This is a genomic window from Stenotrophomonas sp. Steno-Z1, assembly GCF_056393175.1.
Window position 1 is genome coordinate 736,406 of the sequence record NZ_JBWJPB010000001.1, and the last position, 16,907, is coordinate 753,312.

The 16,907-nt window shown below is 68.4% G+C and carries 16 protein-coding genes; 9 read left to right on the forward strand and 7 right to left on the reverse strand.

Annotated features, from left to right (window positions below; genetic code table 11):
• Nucleotides 1-32: 32 nt before the first annotated feature.
• Nucleotides 33-1,061, reverse strand: a complete 1,029-nt coding sequence (gene epmB, locus AC06FD_RS03110; RefSeq protein WP_259203463.1) for an EF-P beta-lysylation protein EpmB — start codon at nucleotides 1,059-1,061, stop codon at nucleotides 33-35.
• A gap of 100 nt (nucleotides 1,062-1,161) precedes the next feature.
• Here epmB and efp point away from each other — a divergent pair, with 100 nt between their 5' ends.
• The 5 genes from efp to AC06FD_RS03135 all read left to right on the forward strand — a co-directional run bounded on the left by efp (nucleotide 1,162) and on the right by AC06FD_RS03135 (nucleotide 5,646).
• Nucleotides 1,162-1,731 (forward strand): elongation factor P, encoded by a 570-nt coding sequence (gene efp, locus AC06FD_RS03115; RefSeq protein ID WP_259203462.1) that lies wholly within the window; start codon nucleotides 1,162-1,164, stop codon nucleotides 1,729-1,731.
• A gap of 318 nt (nucleotides 1,732-2,049) precedes the next feature.
• Complete coding sequence (locus tag AC06FD_RS03120; protein ID WP_259203461.1) at nucleotides 2,050-3,393, forward strand: TRZ/ATZ family hydrolase; 1,344 nt, start codon at nucleotides 2,050-2,052, stop codon at nucleotides 3,391-3,393.
• Nucleotides 3,394-3,409: 16 nt separating this feature from the next.
• Complete coding sequence (gene ubiG / locus AC06FD_RS03125; protein ID WP_394162474.1) at nucleotides 3,410-4,138, forward strand: bifunctional 2-polyprenyl-6-hydroxyphenol methylase/3-demethylubiquinol 3-O-methyltransferase UbiG; 729 nt, start codon at nucleotides 3,410-3,412, stop codon at nucleotides 4,136-4,138.
• Nucleotides 4,131-4,811, forward strand: coding sequence for a phosphoglycolate phosphatase (locus tag AC06FD_RS03130; protein WP_478076952.1), 681 nt, complete (start codon nucleotides 4,131-4,133; stop codon nucleotides 4,809-4,811). Before ubiG ends, AC06FD_RS03130 begins: the two co-directional genes overlap by 8 nt.
• A gap of 127 nt (nucleotides 4,812-4,938) precedes the next feature.
• Nucleotides 4,939-5,646, forward strand: a complete 708-nt coding sequence (locus AC06FD_RS03135) for a squalene/phytoene synthase family protein (protein ID WP_449336149.1) — start codon at nucleotides 4,939-4,941, stop codon at nucleotides 5,644-5,646.
• A gap of 251 nt (nucleotides 5,647-5,897) precedes the next feature.
• Here the strand turns inward: AC06FD_RS03135 and AC06FD_RS03140 are convergent, their stop codons facing one another.
• The 3 genes from AC06FD_RS03140 to yidD are packed head-to-tail and all read right to left on the reverse strand — an operon-like array spanning nucleotide 5,898 to nucleotide 8,348.
• Nucleotides 5,898-6,743, reverse strand: a complete 846-nt coding sequence (locus AC06FD_RS03140) for a M23 family metallopeptidase (RefSeq protein WP_478076953.1) — start codon at nucleotides 6,741-6,743, stop codon at nucleotides 5,898-5,900.
• Nucleotides 6,743-8,089, reverse strand: a complete 1,347-nt coding sequence (locus AC06FD_RS03145; RefSeq protein WP_259203455.1) for a dihydroorotase — start codon at nucleotides 8,087-8,089, stop codon at nucleotides 6,743-6,745. Before AC06FD_RS03145 ends, AC06FD_RS03140 begins: the two co-directional genes overlap by 1 nt.
• A 1-nt stretch (nucleotide 8,090) precedes the next feature.
• Nucleotides 8,091-8,348, reverse strand: coding sequence for a membrane protein insertion efficiency factor YidD (yidD, locus tag AC06FD_RS03150; protein ID WP_121038212.1), 258 nt, complete (start codon nucleotides 8,346-8,348; stop codon nucleotides 8,091-8,093).
• A gap of 271 nt (nucleotides 8,349-8,619) precedes the next feature.
• On the opposite strand from yidD, the gene dksA reads away from it, so the two are divergent.
• Nucleotides 8,620-9,879, forward strand: coding sequence for an RNA polymerase-binding protein DksA (gene dksA, locus AC06FD_RS03155; protein ID WP_394162481.1), 1,260 nt, complete (start codon nucleotides 8,620-8,622; stop codon nucleotides 9,877-9,879).
• 363 nt (nucleotides 9,880-10,242) lie between these two features.
• Here dksA and AC06FD_RS03160 read toward each other — a convergent pair whose 3' ends face one another.
• The 3 genes from AC06FD_RS03160 to cysS all read right to left on the reverse strand — a co-directional run bounded on the left by AC06FD_RS03160 (nucleotide 10,243) and on the right by cysS (nucleotide 13,431).
• A complete protein-coding gene (locus AC06FD_RS03160) occupies nucleotides 10,243-11,493 on the reverse strand; it encodes an MFS transporter (RefSeq protein ID WP_478076954.1) in 1,251 nt (416 codons plus the stop codon).
• Entirely contained in the window at nucleotides 11,490-11,939 is a 450-nt protein-coding gene (locus AC06FD_RS03165; protein WP_259203449.1) for a SufE family protein, read from the reverse strand. The genes AC06FD_RS03160 and AC06FD_RS03165 overlap by 4 nt, the downstream gene beginning before the upstream one ends.
• A gap of 121 nt (nucleotides 11,940-12,060) precedes the next feature.
• Nucleotides 12,061-13,431, reverse strand: a complete 1,371-nt coding sequence (gene cysS, locus AC06FD_RS03170) for a cysteine--tRNA ligase (RefSeq protein ID WP_478076955.1) — start codon at nucleotides 13,429-13,431, stop codon at nucleotides 12,061-12,063.
• 189 nt (nucleotides 13,432-13,620) lie between these two features.
• Here cysS and AC06FD_RS03175 point away from each other — a divergent pair, with 189 nt between their 5' ends.
• The 3 genes from AC06FD_RS03175 (at nucleotide 13,621) to AC06FD_RS03185 (ending at nucleotide 16,846) form a co-directional block, all read left to right on the forward strand.
• Entirely contained in the window at nucleotides 13,621-14,184 is a 564-nt protein-coding gene (locus AC06FD_RS03175; protein WP_394162487.1) for a hypothetical protein, read from the forward strand.
• 337 nt (nucleotides 14,185-14,521) lie between these two features.
• The gene (locus tag AC06FD_RS03180) at nucleotides 14,522-15,532 is read left to right on the forward strand and encodes an N-acetylornithine carbamoyltransferase (RefSeq protein WP_478076956.1); all 1,011 of its coding nucleotides are present in this window, start codon (nucleotides 14,522-14,524) and stop codon (nucleotides 15,530-15,532) included.
• 120 nt (nucleotides 15,533-15,652) lie between these two features.
• Nucleotides 15,653-16,846, forward strand: coding sequence for an argininosuccinate synthase (locus tag AC06FD_RS03185; protein WP_259203443.1), 1,194 nt, complete (start codon nucleotides 15,653-15,655; stop codon nucleotides 16,844-16,846).
• Nucleotides 16,847-16,907 lie beyond the last annotated feature (61 nt).

The window sequence follows — 16,907 nt, forward strand, 5'->3', positions numbered from 1 at the left end:
GATGCCGCCCCCTGCATCACCACCGGGCGCGTTCAGACCGGGCGCTTGCTGCTGTCCCCGGCAATTTCGCGCACCAGCTTCGGCACCAGGTAACCGGACAGCCGCGCGGTCAGCTGCGCGTGCAGGTCCTTGGCGGTGTCATCGCTGACCTCGAAATGGGCCACGCCTTCGACCCGGTCCACCTGGTACAGGTAGTAGGGCAGCACGCCGGCGGCGAAACTGCGCTCGCTCAACGCCTGCAGGGCCTCCAGGGAATCGTTGACCCCGCGCAGCAGCACCGCCTGGTTGAGCAGGGTGGCGCCGGCGCCGCGCAGGCGGCCCATCGCCGCGTCCACGTCGGCATCGAACTCGTTGGCGTGGTTGGCGTGGATCACGAAGGCCAATGGCCACGGCAGGCTGGCCATCCACTGCACCAGGTCCTCGTCCACGCGTTCGGGCAGCACCACCGGCAGCCGGCTGTGGATGCGCAGGCGGCGCAGGTGCGGGATCTGCCGCAGGGCGTCGGTCAGCTCGACCAGCTTGTGGGTCGCCAGCGACAGCGGATCGCCGCCGGACAGGATCACCTCGTCGATGTCCGGGTCCTGGGCGATCGCCTCGACCGCGTCGCGCCAGCCTTCGCGGGCCGCGTTCTCGGTGCCGTAGTCGAAGTGCCGGCGGAAGCAGTAGCGGCAGTTGATCGCGCAGCTGCCGGTGGTCACCAGCAGGGCGCGGCCGCGGTATTTCTGGATCACCCCGGTGGCCTTCCTGGCCAGCCCGTCGCCGACCGCATCCAGGCTGAAGCCCGGCACCACCTGCATTTCATCGCTGACCGGCAGCACCTGGCGCAGCAGCGGGTCGTGGCGGTCGCCATGGCGCATGCGGGCGATGAACCCCTGCGGCACCCGCAACGCGAACTGGCTGGCGGCCTCGGCCGACAGGGGCAGGGCATCCGGGTCCAGGCCGAGCTGTTCCAGCAGCGCGCGCGGGTCGCGGACCGCCTGGCGCCACAGCTGTTGCCAGCGCACGGGGGTGGGCAGGGGCGTGGCGGAAAGCTGCATGGAATGGGGGCCTGCGGTTATCATGTCGGTCAGAAAAACTAGTCACCCCACCGGTGCCGGTGGGTTTTCCATTCTATCCGGCTCGCCGCGCCTGCGCGGCGTTTGCCCATTCAGGAGTTTCAGCATGGCCACTGTTGGCATGAACGACGTCAAGAACGGGATGAAGATCCTGGTCAACAATGAACCGGCGGTCATCACCGAGACCGAGTACGTCAAGCCGGGCAAGGGCCAGGCCTTCACCCGCATGAAGTACCGCTTCATCAAGTCCGGCCGCGTGGTCGAAATGACCATGAAGGCCACCGATGACGTGGAGAAGGCCGACGTCGTCGACACCAACATGGACTTCATGTACAGCGACGGCGAGTACTGGCACTTCATGGACCCGGAAACCTTCGAGCAGGTCCAGGCCACCAAGGCCGGCATGGGCGGCGCGGAGAAGTGGCTCAAGGGTGAGGAAGTCTGCATCGTCACGCTGTGGAACGGCGAGCCGATCTTCGTCCAGCCGCCGAACTTCGTCGAACTGAAAATCACCGAAACCGACCCGGGCGTCCGTGGCGACACCTCCGGCGGCGGCGGCAAGCCGGCCACCCTGGAAACCGGCGCCGTGGTCCGCGTGCCGCTGTTCGTCAACCAGGATGAAATCATCAAGGTCGACACCCGTTCGGGCGAATACTCCGCACGCGCAGGCAAGTAATCCGGCGAAGCCGGATGAGGGTAGAGCCGACCGTTGGTCGGCTGCACCCCCCGGTCGAACTGACCGTTGGTCGGCCATGCCACCCCGTAGAGCCGACCGTTGGTCGGCTGCGCCACCCGGTAGAACCGCCCCTTGGTCGGCGACGCCACCCCGTAGAGCCGACCGTTGGTCGGCTGCCCCACCCGGTAGACCCGACCCTTGGTCGGCGACGGCACCCGTGCAGCCGACCAACGGTCGGCTCTACGTCCAGAGCGTTCCGTTCCAGAGCGTCCCGGTCGCCCACGCCTTCGGGGCGTCCGCCCAGCACAGTGAGCCCGCATGACCGACACCGCACGCATCCCCGAAACCTGTGACCTGCTGATCGAAGCCGGTTACGTGGTCCCGATCGAACCGCATGCGGTGGTGCTGGAAGACCATGCCGTGGCCGTGCGAGGCAGCGAGATCATCGCGATCCTGCCGCGTGCCGAAGCGCGTGCGCGGTTCGCCCCGGTCCGCACCGTGTCGCGTCCGGACGCGGCGCTGATGCCGGGCCTGGTCAACGCGCACACCCACAACCCGATGACCCTGTTGCGCGGCGTCGCCGATGACCTGCCCTTGATGGTGTGGTTGCAGCAGCACATCTGGCCGGTGGAAGCGGCGGTGATCGGGCCGGAGTTCGTGGCCGACGGCACGACCCTGGCGATCGCCGAGATGCTGCGCGGCGGTACCACCTGCGCCAACGAGAACTACTTCTTCTCCGACGTCCAGGCCGCCGTCTACAAGCAGCATGGCTTCCGCGCGCTGGTCGGTGCGGTGATCATCGATTTTCCCACTGCCTGGGCCAAGACCGACGACGAGTACTTCGCCAAGGCCGGCGAACTGCACGACCAGTGGCGCAACGACCCACTTATCGGCACCTCGTTCGCCCCGCACGCACCGTACACGGTCAACGACGCCAATTTCGAACGCGTGCGCATGCTGTCCGACCAGTTGGACATGCAGGTCCACCTGCACACGCATGAGACCGCGCAGGAAATCAGCGACTCGCTCAAGCTGCACGGCCAGCGCCCGCTGGCGCGGCTGGATCGCCTCGGCCTGGTCAACGACCGCCTGATCGCGGTGCACATGACCCAGCTGACCGAGGCGGAAATCCACCTGTGCGCCGAGCGTGGCGTCAGCGTGGTGCATTGCCCCGAATCCAACCTCAAGCTGGCCTCCGGCTTCTGCCCGGCCTGCGCCCTGCAGCGCGCCGGGGTGAACCTGGCCATCGGCACCGACGGCTGCGCCAGCAACAACGACCTGGACATGTTCAGCGAGAACCGCACCGCGGCGATCCTGGCCAAGGCCGTGGCCAACGATGCCACCGCGCTGGATGCGGCCACCACGCTGCGTGCAGCCACCCTGGGCGGCGCCCGCGCGCTGGGCTTCGGCGACCGCATCGGCTCGATCGAGGTCGGCAAGCAGGCCGACCTGGTCTGCGTGGACCTGTCCGCGCTGGAGACCCAGCCGCTGCACCATGTGCTGTCGCAGCTGGTGTATGCCGCCGGCCGTCACCAGGTCAGCGATGTCTGGATCGCCGGGCAGCCCAAGCTGGTCCAGCGCGAGCTGGTCGGCATGGACACCGCCGCGATCGTCGCCAACGCCCGCCAGTGGCGCGAGCGCATCCGCCACATCCGTGCTTGATGCACCAAGGACCCCCATGACTACCCCACACGCTTCCACCAATTTCGATCAGGCCGAACTGGACAAGTTCGCCGCGCTCGCCAATCGCTGGTGGGACAGTGACGGCCCGCAGAAGCCGCTGCATGCCCTCAACCCGGTGCGCCTGCAGTACGTGGCCAGGCGCGTGGCGCTGCGCGGCGCGCGCGTGCTCGACATCGGCTGCGGTGGCGGCCTGCTCAGCGAGGCACTGGCGCGCGAAGGCGCCGAGGTCACCGCGATCGACCTGGCGCCCGAGCTGCTCAAGGTGGCGCGCCTGCACAGCCTGGAATCGGGGGTGACGGTGGACTACCGCCTGCAGGCCGCCGAGGACCTGGCCGCCGAACAGCCCGGCAGCTTCGACGTGGTCACCTGCATGGAGATGCTCGAGCACGTACCCGACCCGGGCGCGATCATCGCCGCCTGCCACCGCCTGCTCAAGCCCGGCGGGCAGCTGTTCCTGTCCACCGTCAACCGCACCCCGGCCGCCTTCGCCGTGGCGATCGTCGGTGCCGAGTACGTGGCGCGGCTGCTGCCCAAGGGCACGCACCACTACCAGGATTTCATCAAGCCGGCCGAGCTGGGCAAGTGGCTGCGCGAGGCCGATTTCAACCTGCGCGATGTCAGCGGCATGGCCTACGAGCCGTGGCGCAACCGCGCACGCTTGAGCAGCCGCACCGACATCAACTACCTGGCCCATGCGGTCAAGCCGGACGCTGCGGGTGTCTGAGTCCGGTTTCCCGCGGGCGGTGTTGTTCGACCTCGATGGCACGCTGCTGGACAGCGCGCCGGACATGCTGGCAACCGCCAATGCGATGCTGGCCGCGCGCGGGCGTGCCCCGATCAGCCTGGACGCGCTGCGCCCGGTGGTCTCCAAGGGCTCTCGGGCGATGGTCTCGGTGGCGTTCCCGGCGTTGGGGCAGGTCGAGCGCGACGCGCTGGTGCCCGAGTTCCTGGACCGCTACGAGGCCCTGATCGGCCAGCACGCGGTGGTGTTCGACGGCGTCGCCGGCATGCTCGATGCGCTGGATGCGGCTGGCTGCGCGTGGGGCATCGTCACCAACAAGCCCGAATACCTGGCCCGCCTGATCGTGCCCCAGCTGGGCTGGGAAGCGCGCTGCAAGGTGCTGATTGGCGGCGATACGCTGGCCCAGCGCAAGCCGCACCCGCTGCCGTTGCTGGTCGCCGCCGAGCGCATGCGGATCGACCCGGCCACCTGCATCTATGTGGGCGACGACGAGCGCGATATCGTGGCCGCCAATGCCGCCGGCATGGCCTCGGTGGCCGCGCTGTGGGGCTACCGGCTGGAGGCCGACGACCCGTTGGCGTGGGGCGCGGAGAGCATGATCGCGCACCCCGCGCAGCTGCAGCGCGGCGACGCCTGGCCGCTGGCGCGCGCCTGACCGCTCGCCAGGCATCGGCGGTTGGCCGATGCGCAGCGCAACCCAGGCATGCACCGGTGATCGGCCCGTGCGTACCCCCGGTAGCCGCCGAGCCTGGCTCGGCCAATTTCTTCCAAGGATTTTCCCCGTGACAACTTCCAGCGCCCTCGACAGTTTCCTGGACAAGTGGCGGACCCGCTGGCCGGAATGGTCGGTGGCCGAGCCGTTCGTTCCCGAGGCCCAGCGCAGCCTGGCCGTGGCGTGGTTTGCGCTGCTGCAGGAGTTCGACGACATCCTCAATACCAACGGCGATCCAACCCCTGCCGACGCAAAGCTGGCCTGGTGGGGCGAAGAACTGCGCAGCTGGGCCGGGCAGCGCTCGCGGCATCCGCTGGGGCGTTTGCTGGAGCCGGTGCGCGCGCCATGGGCGGAACTGGCGCAGGCGCTGCCGGACCTGGTCGAGGCCCGCGCCGCGTCCGTGGCACCGGCCCAGGCGCTGCACGCGCTGCAGGCCTATGCGGGCGCGGTGGCGGCGGTGGAGGCGGTGATGTTCGAGGCGCCGGCGCGCGGCGATGTGACCACCCCCGTGCTGGTGCAGACGCTGGCCCAGCGACTCCAGGAGGCCGGCGTCGCCGCCGTGCCGCGCGCGCTGCTGGACGCTGGCAGCGACACGGCCGCGCAGCGCTGGGCGCAGCACTTGCTGGCGCGGTGGCCGGCGCGCGTCGCCGGCCCGCGCGTGCGCCGCATGTACGCGTCGCTGGCGAGAACGCGGCTGCAGGCGCGTGCGCAGGGCAGCGAGCCCAAGGTCACGCCGCTGCGGACGCTGCTGCGCACGTGGTGGGCCGGTCGGGGCTGATCGCGGCGCGACTTGTTTATAGGGCCGGCACTGGACGGGATTGGCCGCCTGCACGCCGCGGTACAGCGAGGCACTGAGCGCCCCGGCGGCGCGGCACAGTGAGGTGCTGGCGCCCCATGTGCCTCGTCATCTGACGGCGCGGACCGCCAGGGTCGGTTCCCGAACGACTGCCGACCGTGTCGATCGGCGCGGGGATGCACCCTCCCGGCAGCGCTGCACCGGCCGCGCCCAGCACTGCCGGCATGCCGGCATCACTTGCCGCGTTCAAGCACCAGCAGCGGATCGATGCGAGTATCGAACCAGTTCATGCCCCAGTGCAGGTGCGGGCCAGTGGCACGGCCGGTGGCGCCGACCGCGGCGATCACCTGACCCTGCTCGACACGGTCACCCACCTTCACGTCGATCCGCGACAGGTGCAGGAAATTGGAGCTGATGCCGTAACCGTGGTCCAGCAGCAGCGTGCCGCCGGTGAGGTACAGGTCCGGGCCGGCGAAGGTGACCACGCCGGCGGCCGGAGCCTTCACGGGGGTGCCGGTGGGCACCGCGATGTCCATGCCGGAGTGGCCGGCGCCGGGCTGGCCGTTGTACACACGGGCATTGCCGAAGCGCCCGCTGATGCGCCCCTGCACCGGCCAGATGAAGGCCTGCGCGAAATCCGGCCGGTCATCGTCGCGCGCACGCGCGGCGGTCACTTGGGCCTGTTCGCGCTTGATCCGTTCGGCGATCGCCGGGGGCGGGTTGACGGTTTTCGGCGGCACCCCGTTGACCCGCTCGGTCGGCCAGTCGCGCGGGGTGACCGCGATGGTCACGGTGTCGCTGCCGCCGTCCGGGCGTCGCACCTGCACCTGCAGCGGGCCCTTCTCGTCACGGCCGATGCCGAACACCACGCTGCCATAGCCGCTCACCCGCAGCGTGCGGCCGGCGTACTGCACCGTGCTGCCGGCGGGAACCTTGCCGATGACCATTGCGCCCTGCGAGGCGCTGGCCGGAAACACCACCCGGCTGTCGGCCTGGGCGAGGGCGGGCGAGGGCAGCAGCGCGGCCACGCCCGTGGCGCCCGCCCCGAGCAGGCCCAGGCCAAGCAACGTCGCCCGCATCAGCGGTCGAAGCTCAGGCGCTGCCCGTTCGGCGCGCCGACCAGCTGCTCGCCGTCCCACGCCAGCTCGCCATTGATCCAGGTCGAGGCGATCCGCGAGCGGAAGGTCATGCCTTCGAACGGCGACCAGCCGCACTTGGACAGCACGTCCTCGCGCTTGACCGTGAACGGCACGTCCTCCACCAGCACCAGGTCGGCGAAGTAGCCTTCGCGCAGGTAGCCACGCTGGCTCACGTCGAACAGCTGCGCCGGCGCGTGGGCGAACTTCTGCACCACCTGGGTGATCTCCAGCTTGCCTTCGTGTACCAGTTCCAGCGCGGCGACCAGCGCGTACTGCACCAGCGGCAGGCCGGACGGCGCCTGCGGGTAGGGCTTCTGCTTCTCTTCCCAGGTGTGCGGGGCGTGGTCGGTGGCCAGCACGTCGATCACGTCCTCGGCCACCGCGCGGGTGAGCGCTTCGCGGTCGCTGGCTTCCTTGATCGCCGGGTTGCACTTGATCAGGTTGCCCAGCCGCGCGTAATCGCTGCGGTCGAAGCGCAGGAAGTGGATGCAGGTTTCAGCGGTGATCTGCTTGCGGCTGCCGTCGGCGCGGATCAGCGGGCCGCGCTCGAACAGCGTGAGTTCGTCGGCCGTGGAGATGTGCAGCACGTGCAGGCGGGTGCCGTGCTTTTTCGCCAGCGACACGGCCAGCTCGGAGGACTTCAGGCAGGCCTCGCGCGAGCGGATGTCCGGGTGCTGTTCGGCACTGAGCGCATCGCCGTACTTCTCGGCGTACTCCCTGGCCTTGGCATCGATCATCGGGGTGTCTTCGCAATGCGTGATGATCGGGGTGGGCGCGTCGCGGAAGATCGCGTCCAGGGTGTCCGGGTCGTCGACCAGCATGTTGCCGGTCGAAGCGCCCATGAACACCTTGATGCCCGGCGCGGTCTTGGGGTCCAGCGACTGGATGTGGGCCAGGTTGTCGTTGCTGGCGCCCATGTAGAAGCCGTAGTTGGCGCGTGCACGGCCGGCCGCGGCGTCGTACTTGGCCTGCAGGATCTCGGCATTCAAGGTGGGCGGGTTGGTGTTGGGCATGTCCATGAAGCTGGTCAGCCCGCCGGCCACGGCCGCGGCCGATTCGGTGGCGATGTCGCCCTTGTGGGTCAGGCCGGGTTCGCGGAAGTGGACCTGGTCGTCGATCATGCCCGGCAGCAGCCAGCGGCCGGCGGCGTCGACGACGGTTTCGCCCGGACGGGCCTCCAGGCCGGCGCCGATCTGGGCGATGCGCCCGTTCTCGATGCGCAAGTCACCCTGGGTGATGGCGCCTTCGTTGACCAGGCGGGCGTTGACGATGAGCGTGGAGGACATTTCAGTGTTTTCCTGTGCAGCGGCAGGTGGCGTCATGCGCGGCGCGCGGCGGCACCTCGTCGATGCCACCGGGGTGGAAGGGATGGCAGCGGCCCAGCCGGCGCGCAGCCAGCCAGCTGCCGCGCGCGGGGCCATGCGTGGCGATGGCTTGCATGGCGTATTCAGAACAGCTGGGCATGAAGCGGCAGCGCGGCCCCAGCAACGGGCTGATGAAGCGCTTGTAGAAGCGCAGCAGGGCGATGAGCAGGCGGGAGATCACCTGCCAATCTTAGAGCAGTTGGCATGAAGGCCGCATTTGTCGCAGGATGGGCCGTTGGCCCCCTCCGCGTCCACGCGCGTGGCGGGCCGCCCCGGCTGTTGGCCGGGTCAGGTACCGAACTGCGCAAGACGGTCCGCCCCCGCGGTGGATTGGCTGCACGCCTTGCGACTCCGGGGCTGAACGGAGTAGGCGGTGTGGTTGCTGCTGCTGGTCGGGTAGGCTATAAAGGCCCGCTTTCCCGGGCCCCGGGGAATCCAAGGAAGAGCGTTTCGTGGCTGCTAAAAAAACTGCAAAGAAGGCCGTCAAGGCCGCCAAGAAAACCGCCAAGCCTGTTGCTAAGAAGTTGGCGGCCAAGTCCGTTGCCAAGAAACCGGCCTCCAAGCCGGCTGGCAAGCCTGCATCCAAACAACCGGCGGCCAGGACGGCACCCGTGAAAAAACCGGTCGCCAAGACCCCGGCCAAGGCGGTGAAGAAAGCCGTCGCCAAGAAGCCGGTCGTCGCCAAGGCGCCGGCAAAGAAAGCTGCACCGGCCAAGAAGGTCGTGGCCAAGAAGGCCGTGGCCAAGAAGGCAGCGGTGGCCAAGCCGTCCAAGCCGGTCGCCAAGGCGCCGGTGAAGAAGGCCGCACCGGCGACCGTGGCAAAGAAATCCGTGAAGCCGGCCGCTGCCAAGCCGGCTTCCAAGCCTGCACCTGTGAAGAAGGTGGCGGCCAAGCAGCCGCCGGCCAAGCCGGTGAAGGCTGCCAAGACCGCCAGCAAGCCCGTGGCAACCAAGCCGGCCGCAACGCCGGTGGCAGCACCCGTAGTGAAGTCCGCACCGAAGCCGGCATCGCCGGCGCCGGCCAAGTCTGTCCCGGCCAAGAGTGCGGCCACGCCTGTTACCCCTCCGGCCTCCGCGCCGGCGCCGGTGACGGCCGCCCCCGCCTCCAAGGCCCCGCAAAACAAGAATCCCGTGCCCGTTTCGAAATCGCCTGCAAAAACCCCCGCCAAGTCCGAGTCCGCCCCCAAGCCTGTTTCGCGTCCGGTCGGCAAGGTCGCCGTTGCCGTCGCCGCGCGTTCGGCCGCCCCGGCCCCGCGCACCAAGGTGAAGGTGGTGGAATACAAGACTGACGAAGCCACCGGTCGTCCGATCCTGCCCGACGGCTACAAGCCGAGCGCGGAAGAGGAGTACATGAGCCCGCTGCAGCTGGAGTATTTCCGCCAGCGCCTGCAGCACTGGCGCAATGATCTGGTGGAGGAATCCAAGCAGACCATCGCGAACCTGCAGGAAGAAGTGCGCGACATCGGCGATGAAGCCGAACGCGCCACCCGCGAGACCGAAAACTCGCTGGAACTGCGGACCCGCGACCGTTACCGCAAGCTGATCGGCAAGATCAACAGCACGCTGAAGCGTCTGGAAGATGGTGACTACGGTTACTGCGTCGATACGGGCGAGGAAATCGGCCTGGATCGCCTGGAAGCCCGCCTCACCGCCGAACGCACCATCGACGCCCAGGAGCGTTGGGAGCACCTGCAGAAGCAGCAGGGCGACTGATCGCTGGTCGTGGTGAGTGCATGGAAAAACCCGGCTTCGGCCGGGTTTTTTTTGCATGTTGGTCGCGATTGGCGCGTGGATGGGGCAAGGCATCCACGCATGGCGTGGATCTATGGCTGGGTGGATCCTGTGCGGGGCGCGGCGCGGCGCGGCAAGGCATCCACGCATGGCGTGGATCTACGGGTGGGTGGATGCTGTGCGGGGCACGGCGCGGCAAGGCATCCACGCATGGCGTGGATCTACGGGTGGGTGGATGCTGTGCGGGGCGCGGGGCGGGAAGGCATCCACGCATGGCGTGGATCTACGGGTGGGTGGATGCTGTGCGGGGCGCGGCGCGGAAAAGCATCCACGCATGGCGTGGATCTACAGGTCGCCGAGGTTTAGGCGGCGCAGGGTGGGGTTCTTCCAGGCGGTGATGCCGGCCACGCTCAGCACCGCGCAACCGCCCAGCACTACCGCCGGGACCAGGCCGAGCAGCCGGGCCATGGTGCCGGCGTAGAACGCGCCCAGTTCGTTGGAGGAGCTGATGAAGATGCCGTTGATCGAGGAGACCCGGCCGCGCATCGCTTCCGGCGTGGCCAACTGCAGGATCGTCGAGCGGATCACCACCGAGACTCCGTCGAAGGCGCCGTAGAACAGCAGGATCACCGCCGACAGCCAGAAACTGTGCGACAGCCCGAAGCCGATCACGCACAGCCCGAACCCGGCCACCGCAAACAGCAGCACCCGGCCGGCGTTGCGCTGCAGTGGTCGGCGCGCCAGCCACAGCCCCACGCACACCGAGCCCAGCGCCGGTGCCGCACGCAGGATGCCCAGGCCTTCCGGGCCGTGGTGCAGGATCTCGTGCAGGAACGCCGGCAGCATCGCCACCACGCCGCCCAGCAGTACCGAGAACATGTCCAGCGCCATCGCCCCGACCATGATCCGGTTGCCCAGCACGAAGCGGCCGCCCTCGGCGATGCTCTTGAAGATGGGGGCCGCCGGTCCGGTGTGCACCGGCTCGGACACGCGCAGTACGCCCAGGCAGCCCACGGCCAGCAGCGCCACCGACGCGGCCACGCCGTACGCCACGCCCGTGCCGCCCCAGGCCACCAGCACGCCACCCAACGCCGGCCCGGCCACCATGCCGGTCTGGAACATCACCGCGCCGAGCCCGGCGCCGCGCGCGTATTGCGGGCGTTCGAGCACGCGCGCAAACAGCGCGTTGTAGATCGGCGAGAGGAACGCGCGGACCATGCCGGTCATCGCGATCGCCGCATAGATCGGCCATACCCCGTGGAAGGGCAGCCAGCCCTTGGCCACCGCGGTCAGCACCACCGCCGTGAGCACCAGCCCGCTGGCGGCGACCATGCCCAGCCTGCGCCGCGGCAGGTGATCCACCAGGTAACCGGCGAACGGGGCCACGCAGAAGAACGGCAGCACCTCGGCCAGGCCCACCAGGCCCAGCGAGAATGGATTGCGGGTGACCTCGTAGATGTGCCAGCCCACCGTCACCGCGACGATCTGGTAGGACAGCATCGCGCAGATGCGGTAGGCCAGCAGCAGCGAGAAGCCGGGGCGGGCCAGCAGGGCCAGCGCGCCATCGGCACGGTCGGCGGGGGCGTCGGTGCTCACGAGGCGGCGTGCTGCGACTGCGCCGTCTCGCGGATGAAGGCGAGCATGGCGGCCACGCCATTGCTGCGGGTCGGCGACAGGTGGCGCGACAGGCCGATGTCCTGGATGTAGGTCGGTTCGGTGGCCAGGATGTCGGCGGCCGAGCGGCCCGAGTACACCCGCAGCGCCAGGTAGATCAACCCGGAGACGATCGCCGAGTCGCTGATGGCGTGGAAGCGCAGCTGCTGCGCGTTGCCTTCGGGCACGATCCAGACCATCGACTGGCAGCCGAGCAGGCGGTGCTGCTCGGTCTTCCACTCGTCCGGGAATGTGGGCAGCTTGCGGCCCAGATCGATCAGGTACTGGTAGCGCTCGGACCAGTCGCCGAAGAAGGCGAACTCCTCGGCGATGGCGGCCTGGGCCTCGGCGGCGGTGGCTTCAAGCGGGAACGGGGATGCGGTGGTCATGGGGGGGCTCCAGGCCGGTGCGCGCCTTCCGTGGTCTGGCCTTGATGGTTCGGGGGAGGCACCCGGCCATCCGTGGCCGGGTCTGTGTCGAGGGGTGCCCGGCCGCTGGCCGGGCGGCCGTTCAGCGCTTGCGTACCCAGCGCACGCCCTGCGCGGTGTCTTCCAGGACGATGCCCTCGGCGGCAAGCTGGTCGCGGAGGGCATCGGCGCGGGCGAAGTCGCGGGCCTGCTTGGCCGCGCTACGCGCGTCGATCAGGGCCTGGATGCGGGCATCGTCGTCGGCGTCGCCGGGGGCATTGCCGAACCATGCCGCTGGATCCTGCTGCAGCAGCCCCAGCGCGAGGCCGGCGCCGAGCAGCGCGGTCTTCCAGTGCGCCTGTTCGGCCGGGGTCGCCTTGCGCGCCTCGGCGGCGATGCGGGCCAGTTCGGCCAGCGCCTGCGGCGTATTGAGGTCATCGTCCAGCGCCGCCTCGATCTCGGCCGGGATCACCGCCGTCGCCGGCACGTCGGCCAGGTCGCGCAGGGTGCCGTACAGGCGGTCCAGGGTGCGGGTGGACTGCTCGATCAGCGCGTCGGACCAGTCCAGCGGCTGCCGGTAATGGGCCGACAGCAGCGCGTGGCGCAGCGCTTCCGGCGCATGCTTGCGCACCAGGTCGTGGACGCGCTCGATGTTGCCGATCGACTTGCTCATCTTGGCGCCGCCGAAGTTGAGCATGCCGTTGTGCAGCCAGAAGCGGGCGAAGGTCTTGCCGCCGTGGGCGCACTCGCTCTGCGCGATCTCGTTCTCGTGGTGCGGGAACTGCAGGTCCACGCCGCCGGCGTGGATGTCGATGGTCGGGCCCAGGTGGGCGGCGGCCATGGCCGAGCACTCGATGTGCCAGCCCGGGCGGCCCCGGCCCCAAGGCGAGTCCCAGCCGGGCAGGTCGTCGCTGGAGGGTTTCCACAGCACGAAATCGCCGGGGTCGCGCTTGTACGGGGCCACGTCCACCCGCGCGCCGGCCAGCATCTCGTCCGGATCACGGCGGGAAAGCTTGCCGTAGTCGGCATAGGAGGCAACCGAGAACAGCACGTGGCCCTCGGCGGCATAGGCATGCCCGGCGGCGACCAGTTGTTCGATCATCGTCACGATCTGCGGGATGTGCGCGGTGGCTTCCGGCTCGATGTCCGGCGGGGCCACGCCCAGCGCCCCCATGTCCTCGCGGTAGGCGGCGGCGAAGCGGTCGGTGATGGTCGAGATCGGCACGCCCTGTTCACGCGCGGCGGCGTTGATCTTGTCATCCACGTCGGTGATGTTGCGGGCGTAGCGCAGGCTTCCGAAACGGCGCCGCAGCAGGGCCGCCAGCACCCCGAAGACCACCGGGCCACGGGCGTTGCCGATGTGGACGTAGTTGTAGACCGTGGGGCCGCAGACATACAGGGTCGGACAGGTCGGATCGAGCGGGGTGAACGGTTCGAGCTGGCGAGTCAGGTTGTTGTGCAGGCGCAGGGTCATGGGGTCGGTGGTGGGGAGGGAAGGGGGGCAAGCCCTCGATTTTAGATCACATCGCGGCCCAGCGCCGGGGCCCGCCGCCTGTCCCGCACGGTAACCGGCTATGGGCAGAATCGTCGCGGAAGGGTAATGTTCAGCCCCTTGTGCCTGGCACTGCCTAAACTATCCGCCTTGTCCTCTAACCTGTTGCCAATGAAATCCACTTCGTTGTTGACGCTGGCCTGCCTGCTGGGAGGTGCCGCCTTCATGGCGTGTGCCCAGGACGGCGAGGTCCGTAACCGGGTGGTGATCGTGGAGAACGTCAAGTTCGACTACGCGCAGGTGCTCAACGTCGAGCCGGTGTTCCAGACGTTGCGCGCCACCCGCACCGAAGAGCATTGCGAGCCGGTCTCCACGCGCACGCTGGCCCCGGTCAACGTGACCGGCGAGGAACCCCAGGAGGACAAGGGCCGTTTCGGCCGCTTCATGGACTCGGTGCGCTCGATCTTCCGCCGTGAAGACGGCACCGAGGAAGAGCTGCCGGTGGCCGAAGCCCCGGCCCCGGCCGCCAACAACGGCCCGCTGCTCACCCGCGAATGCCGGATCATTCCGGTCGGCCGCGAGTTCCGCCGCCCCATCGCCTACGACGTGGATTACGTCTACAAGGGCACCAAGTACCGCTCGCGGCTCCCGGAGGATCCGGGCAACCGGCTCAAGATCCGCGTCTCGATCACCCCGTGGATCGGCGCCGAGCAGGGCAGCGCGGCCAATCCGTGAGGCCCGCGGCCTGAATATTCCCTTCAGGCCTTGCACCCACCCCGTACGCATGCAAAGATTGGCGGCCATGAAACTCACCGACTTCCAGCACGACACCAGCGCCGCCCGTATGGCGACCGGCATGACGTCGCGTGCCCGCCGACCGGAACCCCACATTTTCGCTGGGTAACCGGAGCTTCGTGCTGTCTGTTCGGAAAACCCAGCCCCCGCGCTGGGTTTTTTCGTTTCTACGATCTGAAAAGTTTCATCTGTATGTGTTTGTTTGAGCCCTGAACGCGCCCCGGCGCCCCCAACCTCCGCCGGCAACGGTGGAAAACCAGCCGCAAAGGATCGATCGATGTCCCTGAAGCACTTCCTGAACACCCAGGATTGGAGCCGCACCGACCTGGATGCCCTGCTGACCCAGGCCGCGCTGTTCAAGCGCAACAAACTGGGCGAGGAGCTCAAGGGCAAATCGATTGCCCTGGTGTTCTTCAACCCGTCCATGCGCACCCGCACCAGCTTCGAGCTGGGGGCGTTCCAGCTGGGCGGCCACGCGATCGTGCTGCAGCCGGGCAAGGATGCATGGCCGATCGAGTTCAACCTGGGCTCGGTGATGGACGGGGATACCGAAGAGCACATCGCCGAAGTGGCCCGGGTGCTGGGCCGCTACGTCGACCTGATCGGCGTGCGCGCGTTCCCGAAGTTCATCGACTGGACCAAGGACCGCGAGGACGAGGTGCTCAAGAGCTTCGCCAAGTACTCGCCGGTGCCGGTGATCAACATGGAAACCATCACCCACCCGTGCCAGGAACTGGCCCACGTGATGGCGCTGCAGGAACACTTCGGTACCCAGGACCTGCGCGGCAAGAAGTACGTGCTGACCTGGACCTACCACCCCAAGCCGCTCAACACCGCCGTGGCCAACTCGGCGCTGACCATCGCCACCCGCATGGGCATGGACGTGACCCTGCTGTGCCCGACCCCGGACTACGTGCTCGATGAGCGCTACATGGGCTGGGCCGAGCAGAACGTGGCCGAGAGCGGCGGTTCGCTGCAGGTCAGCCACGACATCGCCAGCGCCTACGCCGGCGCCGACGTGGTGTACGCCAAGAGCTGGGGCGCGCTGCCGTTCTTCGGCAACTGGGAACCGGAAAAGCCCATCCGCGACCAGTACAAGCACTTCATCGTGGACGAGGCCAAGATGGCCTTGAGCAACAACGGCGTCTTCAGCCACTGCCTGCCGCTGCGCCGCAACGTGAAGGCCACCGACGGGGTAATGGACTCGGCGCAGTGCATCGCCATCAACGAGGCCGAGAACCGCCTGCACGTGCAGAAGGCGATCATGTCGGCGTTGATCGGCCGGTAACGCCAACCAGGGGTAGGGCCGACCGTGGGTCGGCTGCTCTCCAACCGGCGCATCGAACATTCCAGCCGACCAACGGTCGGCTCTACCGAATTCCCATCCCTCTACTGGACCCTTACCCCCATGAGCAATAAAGACATCGTCCTGGCCTTCTCCGGCGGACTCGACACCAGCTTCTGCGTGCCTTACCTGCAGGAGCGTGGCTACAACGTGCACACCGTGTTCGCCGATACCGGCGGCGTGGATGACGAAGAGCGCGATTTCATCGAGAAGCGCGCCGCCGAGCTGGGCGTGACCAGCCATGTCACCGTCGACGGCGGCCCGGCCATCTGGAACGGCTTCGTCAAGCCGTTCGTGTGGGCCGGCGAAGGCTACCAGGGCCAGTACCCGCTGCTGGTGTCCGACCGCTACCTGATCGTGGATGCCGCACTCAAGCGCGCCGCCGAACTGGGCACCAACATCATCGCCCACGGCTGCACCGGCATGGGCAACGACCAGGTCCGCTTCGACCTGGCCGTGAAGGCACTGGGCGACTACCAGATCGTCGCCCCGATCCGCGAGATCCAGAAGGAACACACCCAGACCCGCGCCTACGAGCAGAAGTACCTGGAAGAGCGCGGCTTCGGCGTGCGCGCCAAGCAGCAGGCCTACACCATCAACGAAAACCTGCTCGGCCTGACCATGTCCGGCGGCGAGATCGACCGGTGGGAAGCTCCGGGCGAAGGCGCCCGCGGCTGGTGCGCGCCGCGCAGCGCGTGGCCGATCGAGCCGCTGACCGTCAAGCTGAAGTTCGTCGCAGGCGAGGCGGTCGAGCTGGACGGCAAGGCACTGCCGGGTGAGCAGATCCTGGCCAAGCTCAACAAGCTGTTCGCCCCGTACGGCGTCGGTCGTGGCGTGTACACCGGCGATACCGTGATCGGCCTGAAGGGCCGCATCGTGTTCGAGGCCCCGGGCCTGGTCTCGTTGCTGGCCGCGCACCGCGCGCTGGAAGATGCGGTGCTGACCAAGCAGCAGAACCGCTTCAAGCCGGACGTGGCGCGCAAGTGGGTGGAGCTGGTGTACGAAGGCTTCTACCACGACCCGCTCAAGACCGACATCGAAGCCTTCCTGAAGTCCTCGCAGGCCAAGGTCAACGGCGAAGTGGTGCTGGAAACCCGCGGTGGCCGCGTCGATGCGGTGGCGGTGAAGTCGCCGCACCTGCTCAACACCAAGGGCGCTACCTACGCGCAGTCGGCCGACTGGGGCGTGGAAGAAGCCGAAGGCTTCATCAAGCTGTTCGGCATGAGCTCCACGTTGTACGCGCAGGTGAATCGCTGAGGCGATCGAGTGATCTTGCCGGCGGATTTTAAGTCCGCCGGCGCCGAATTTTCGCGCCATG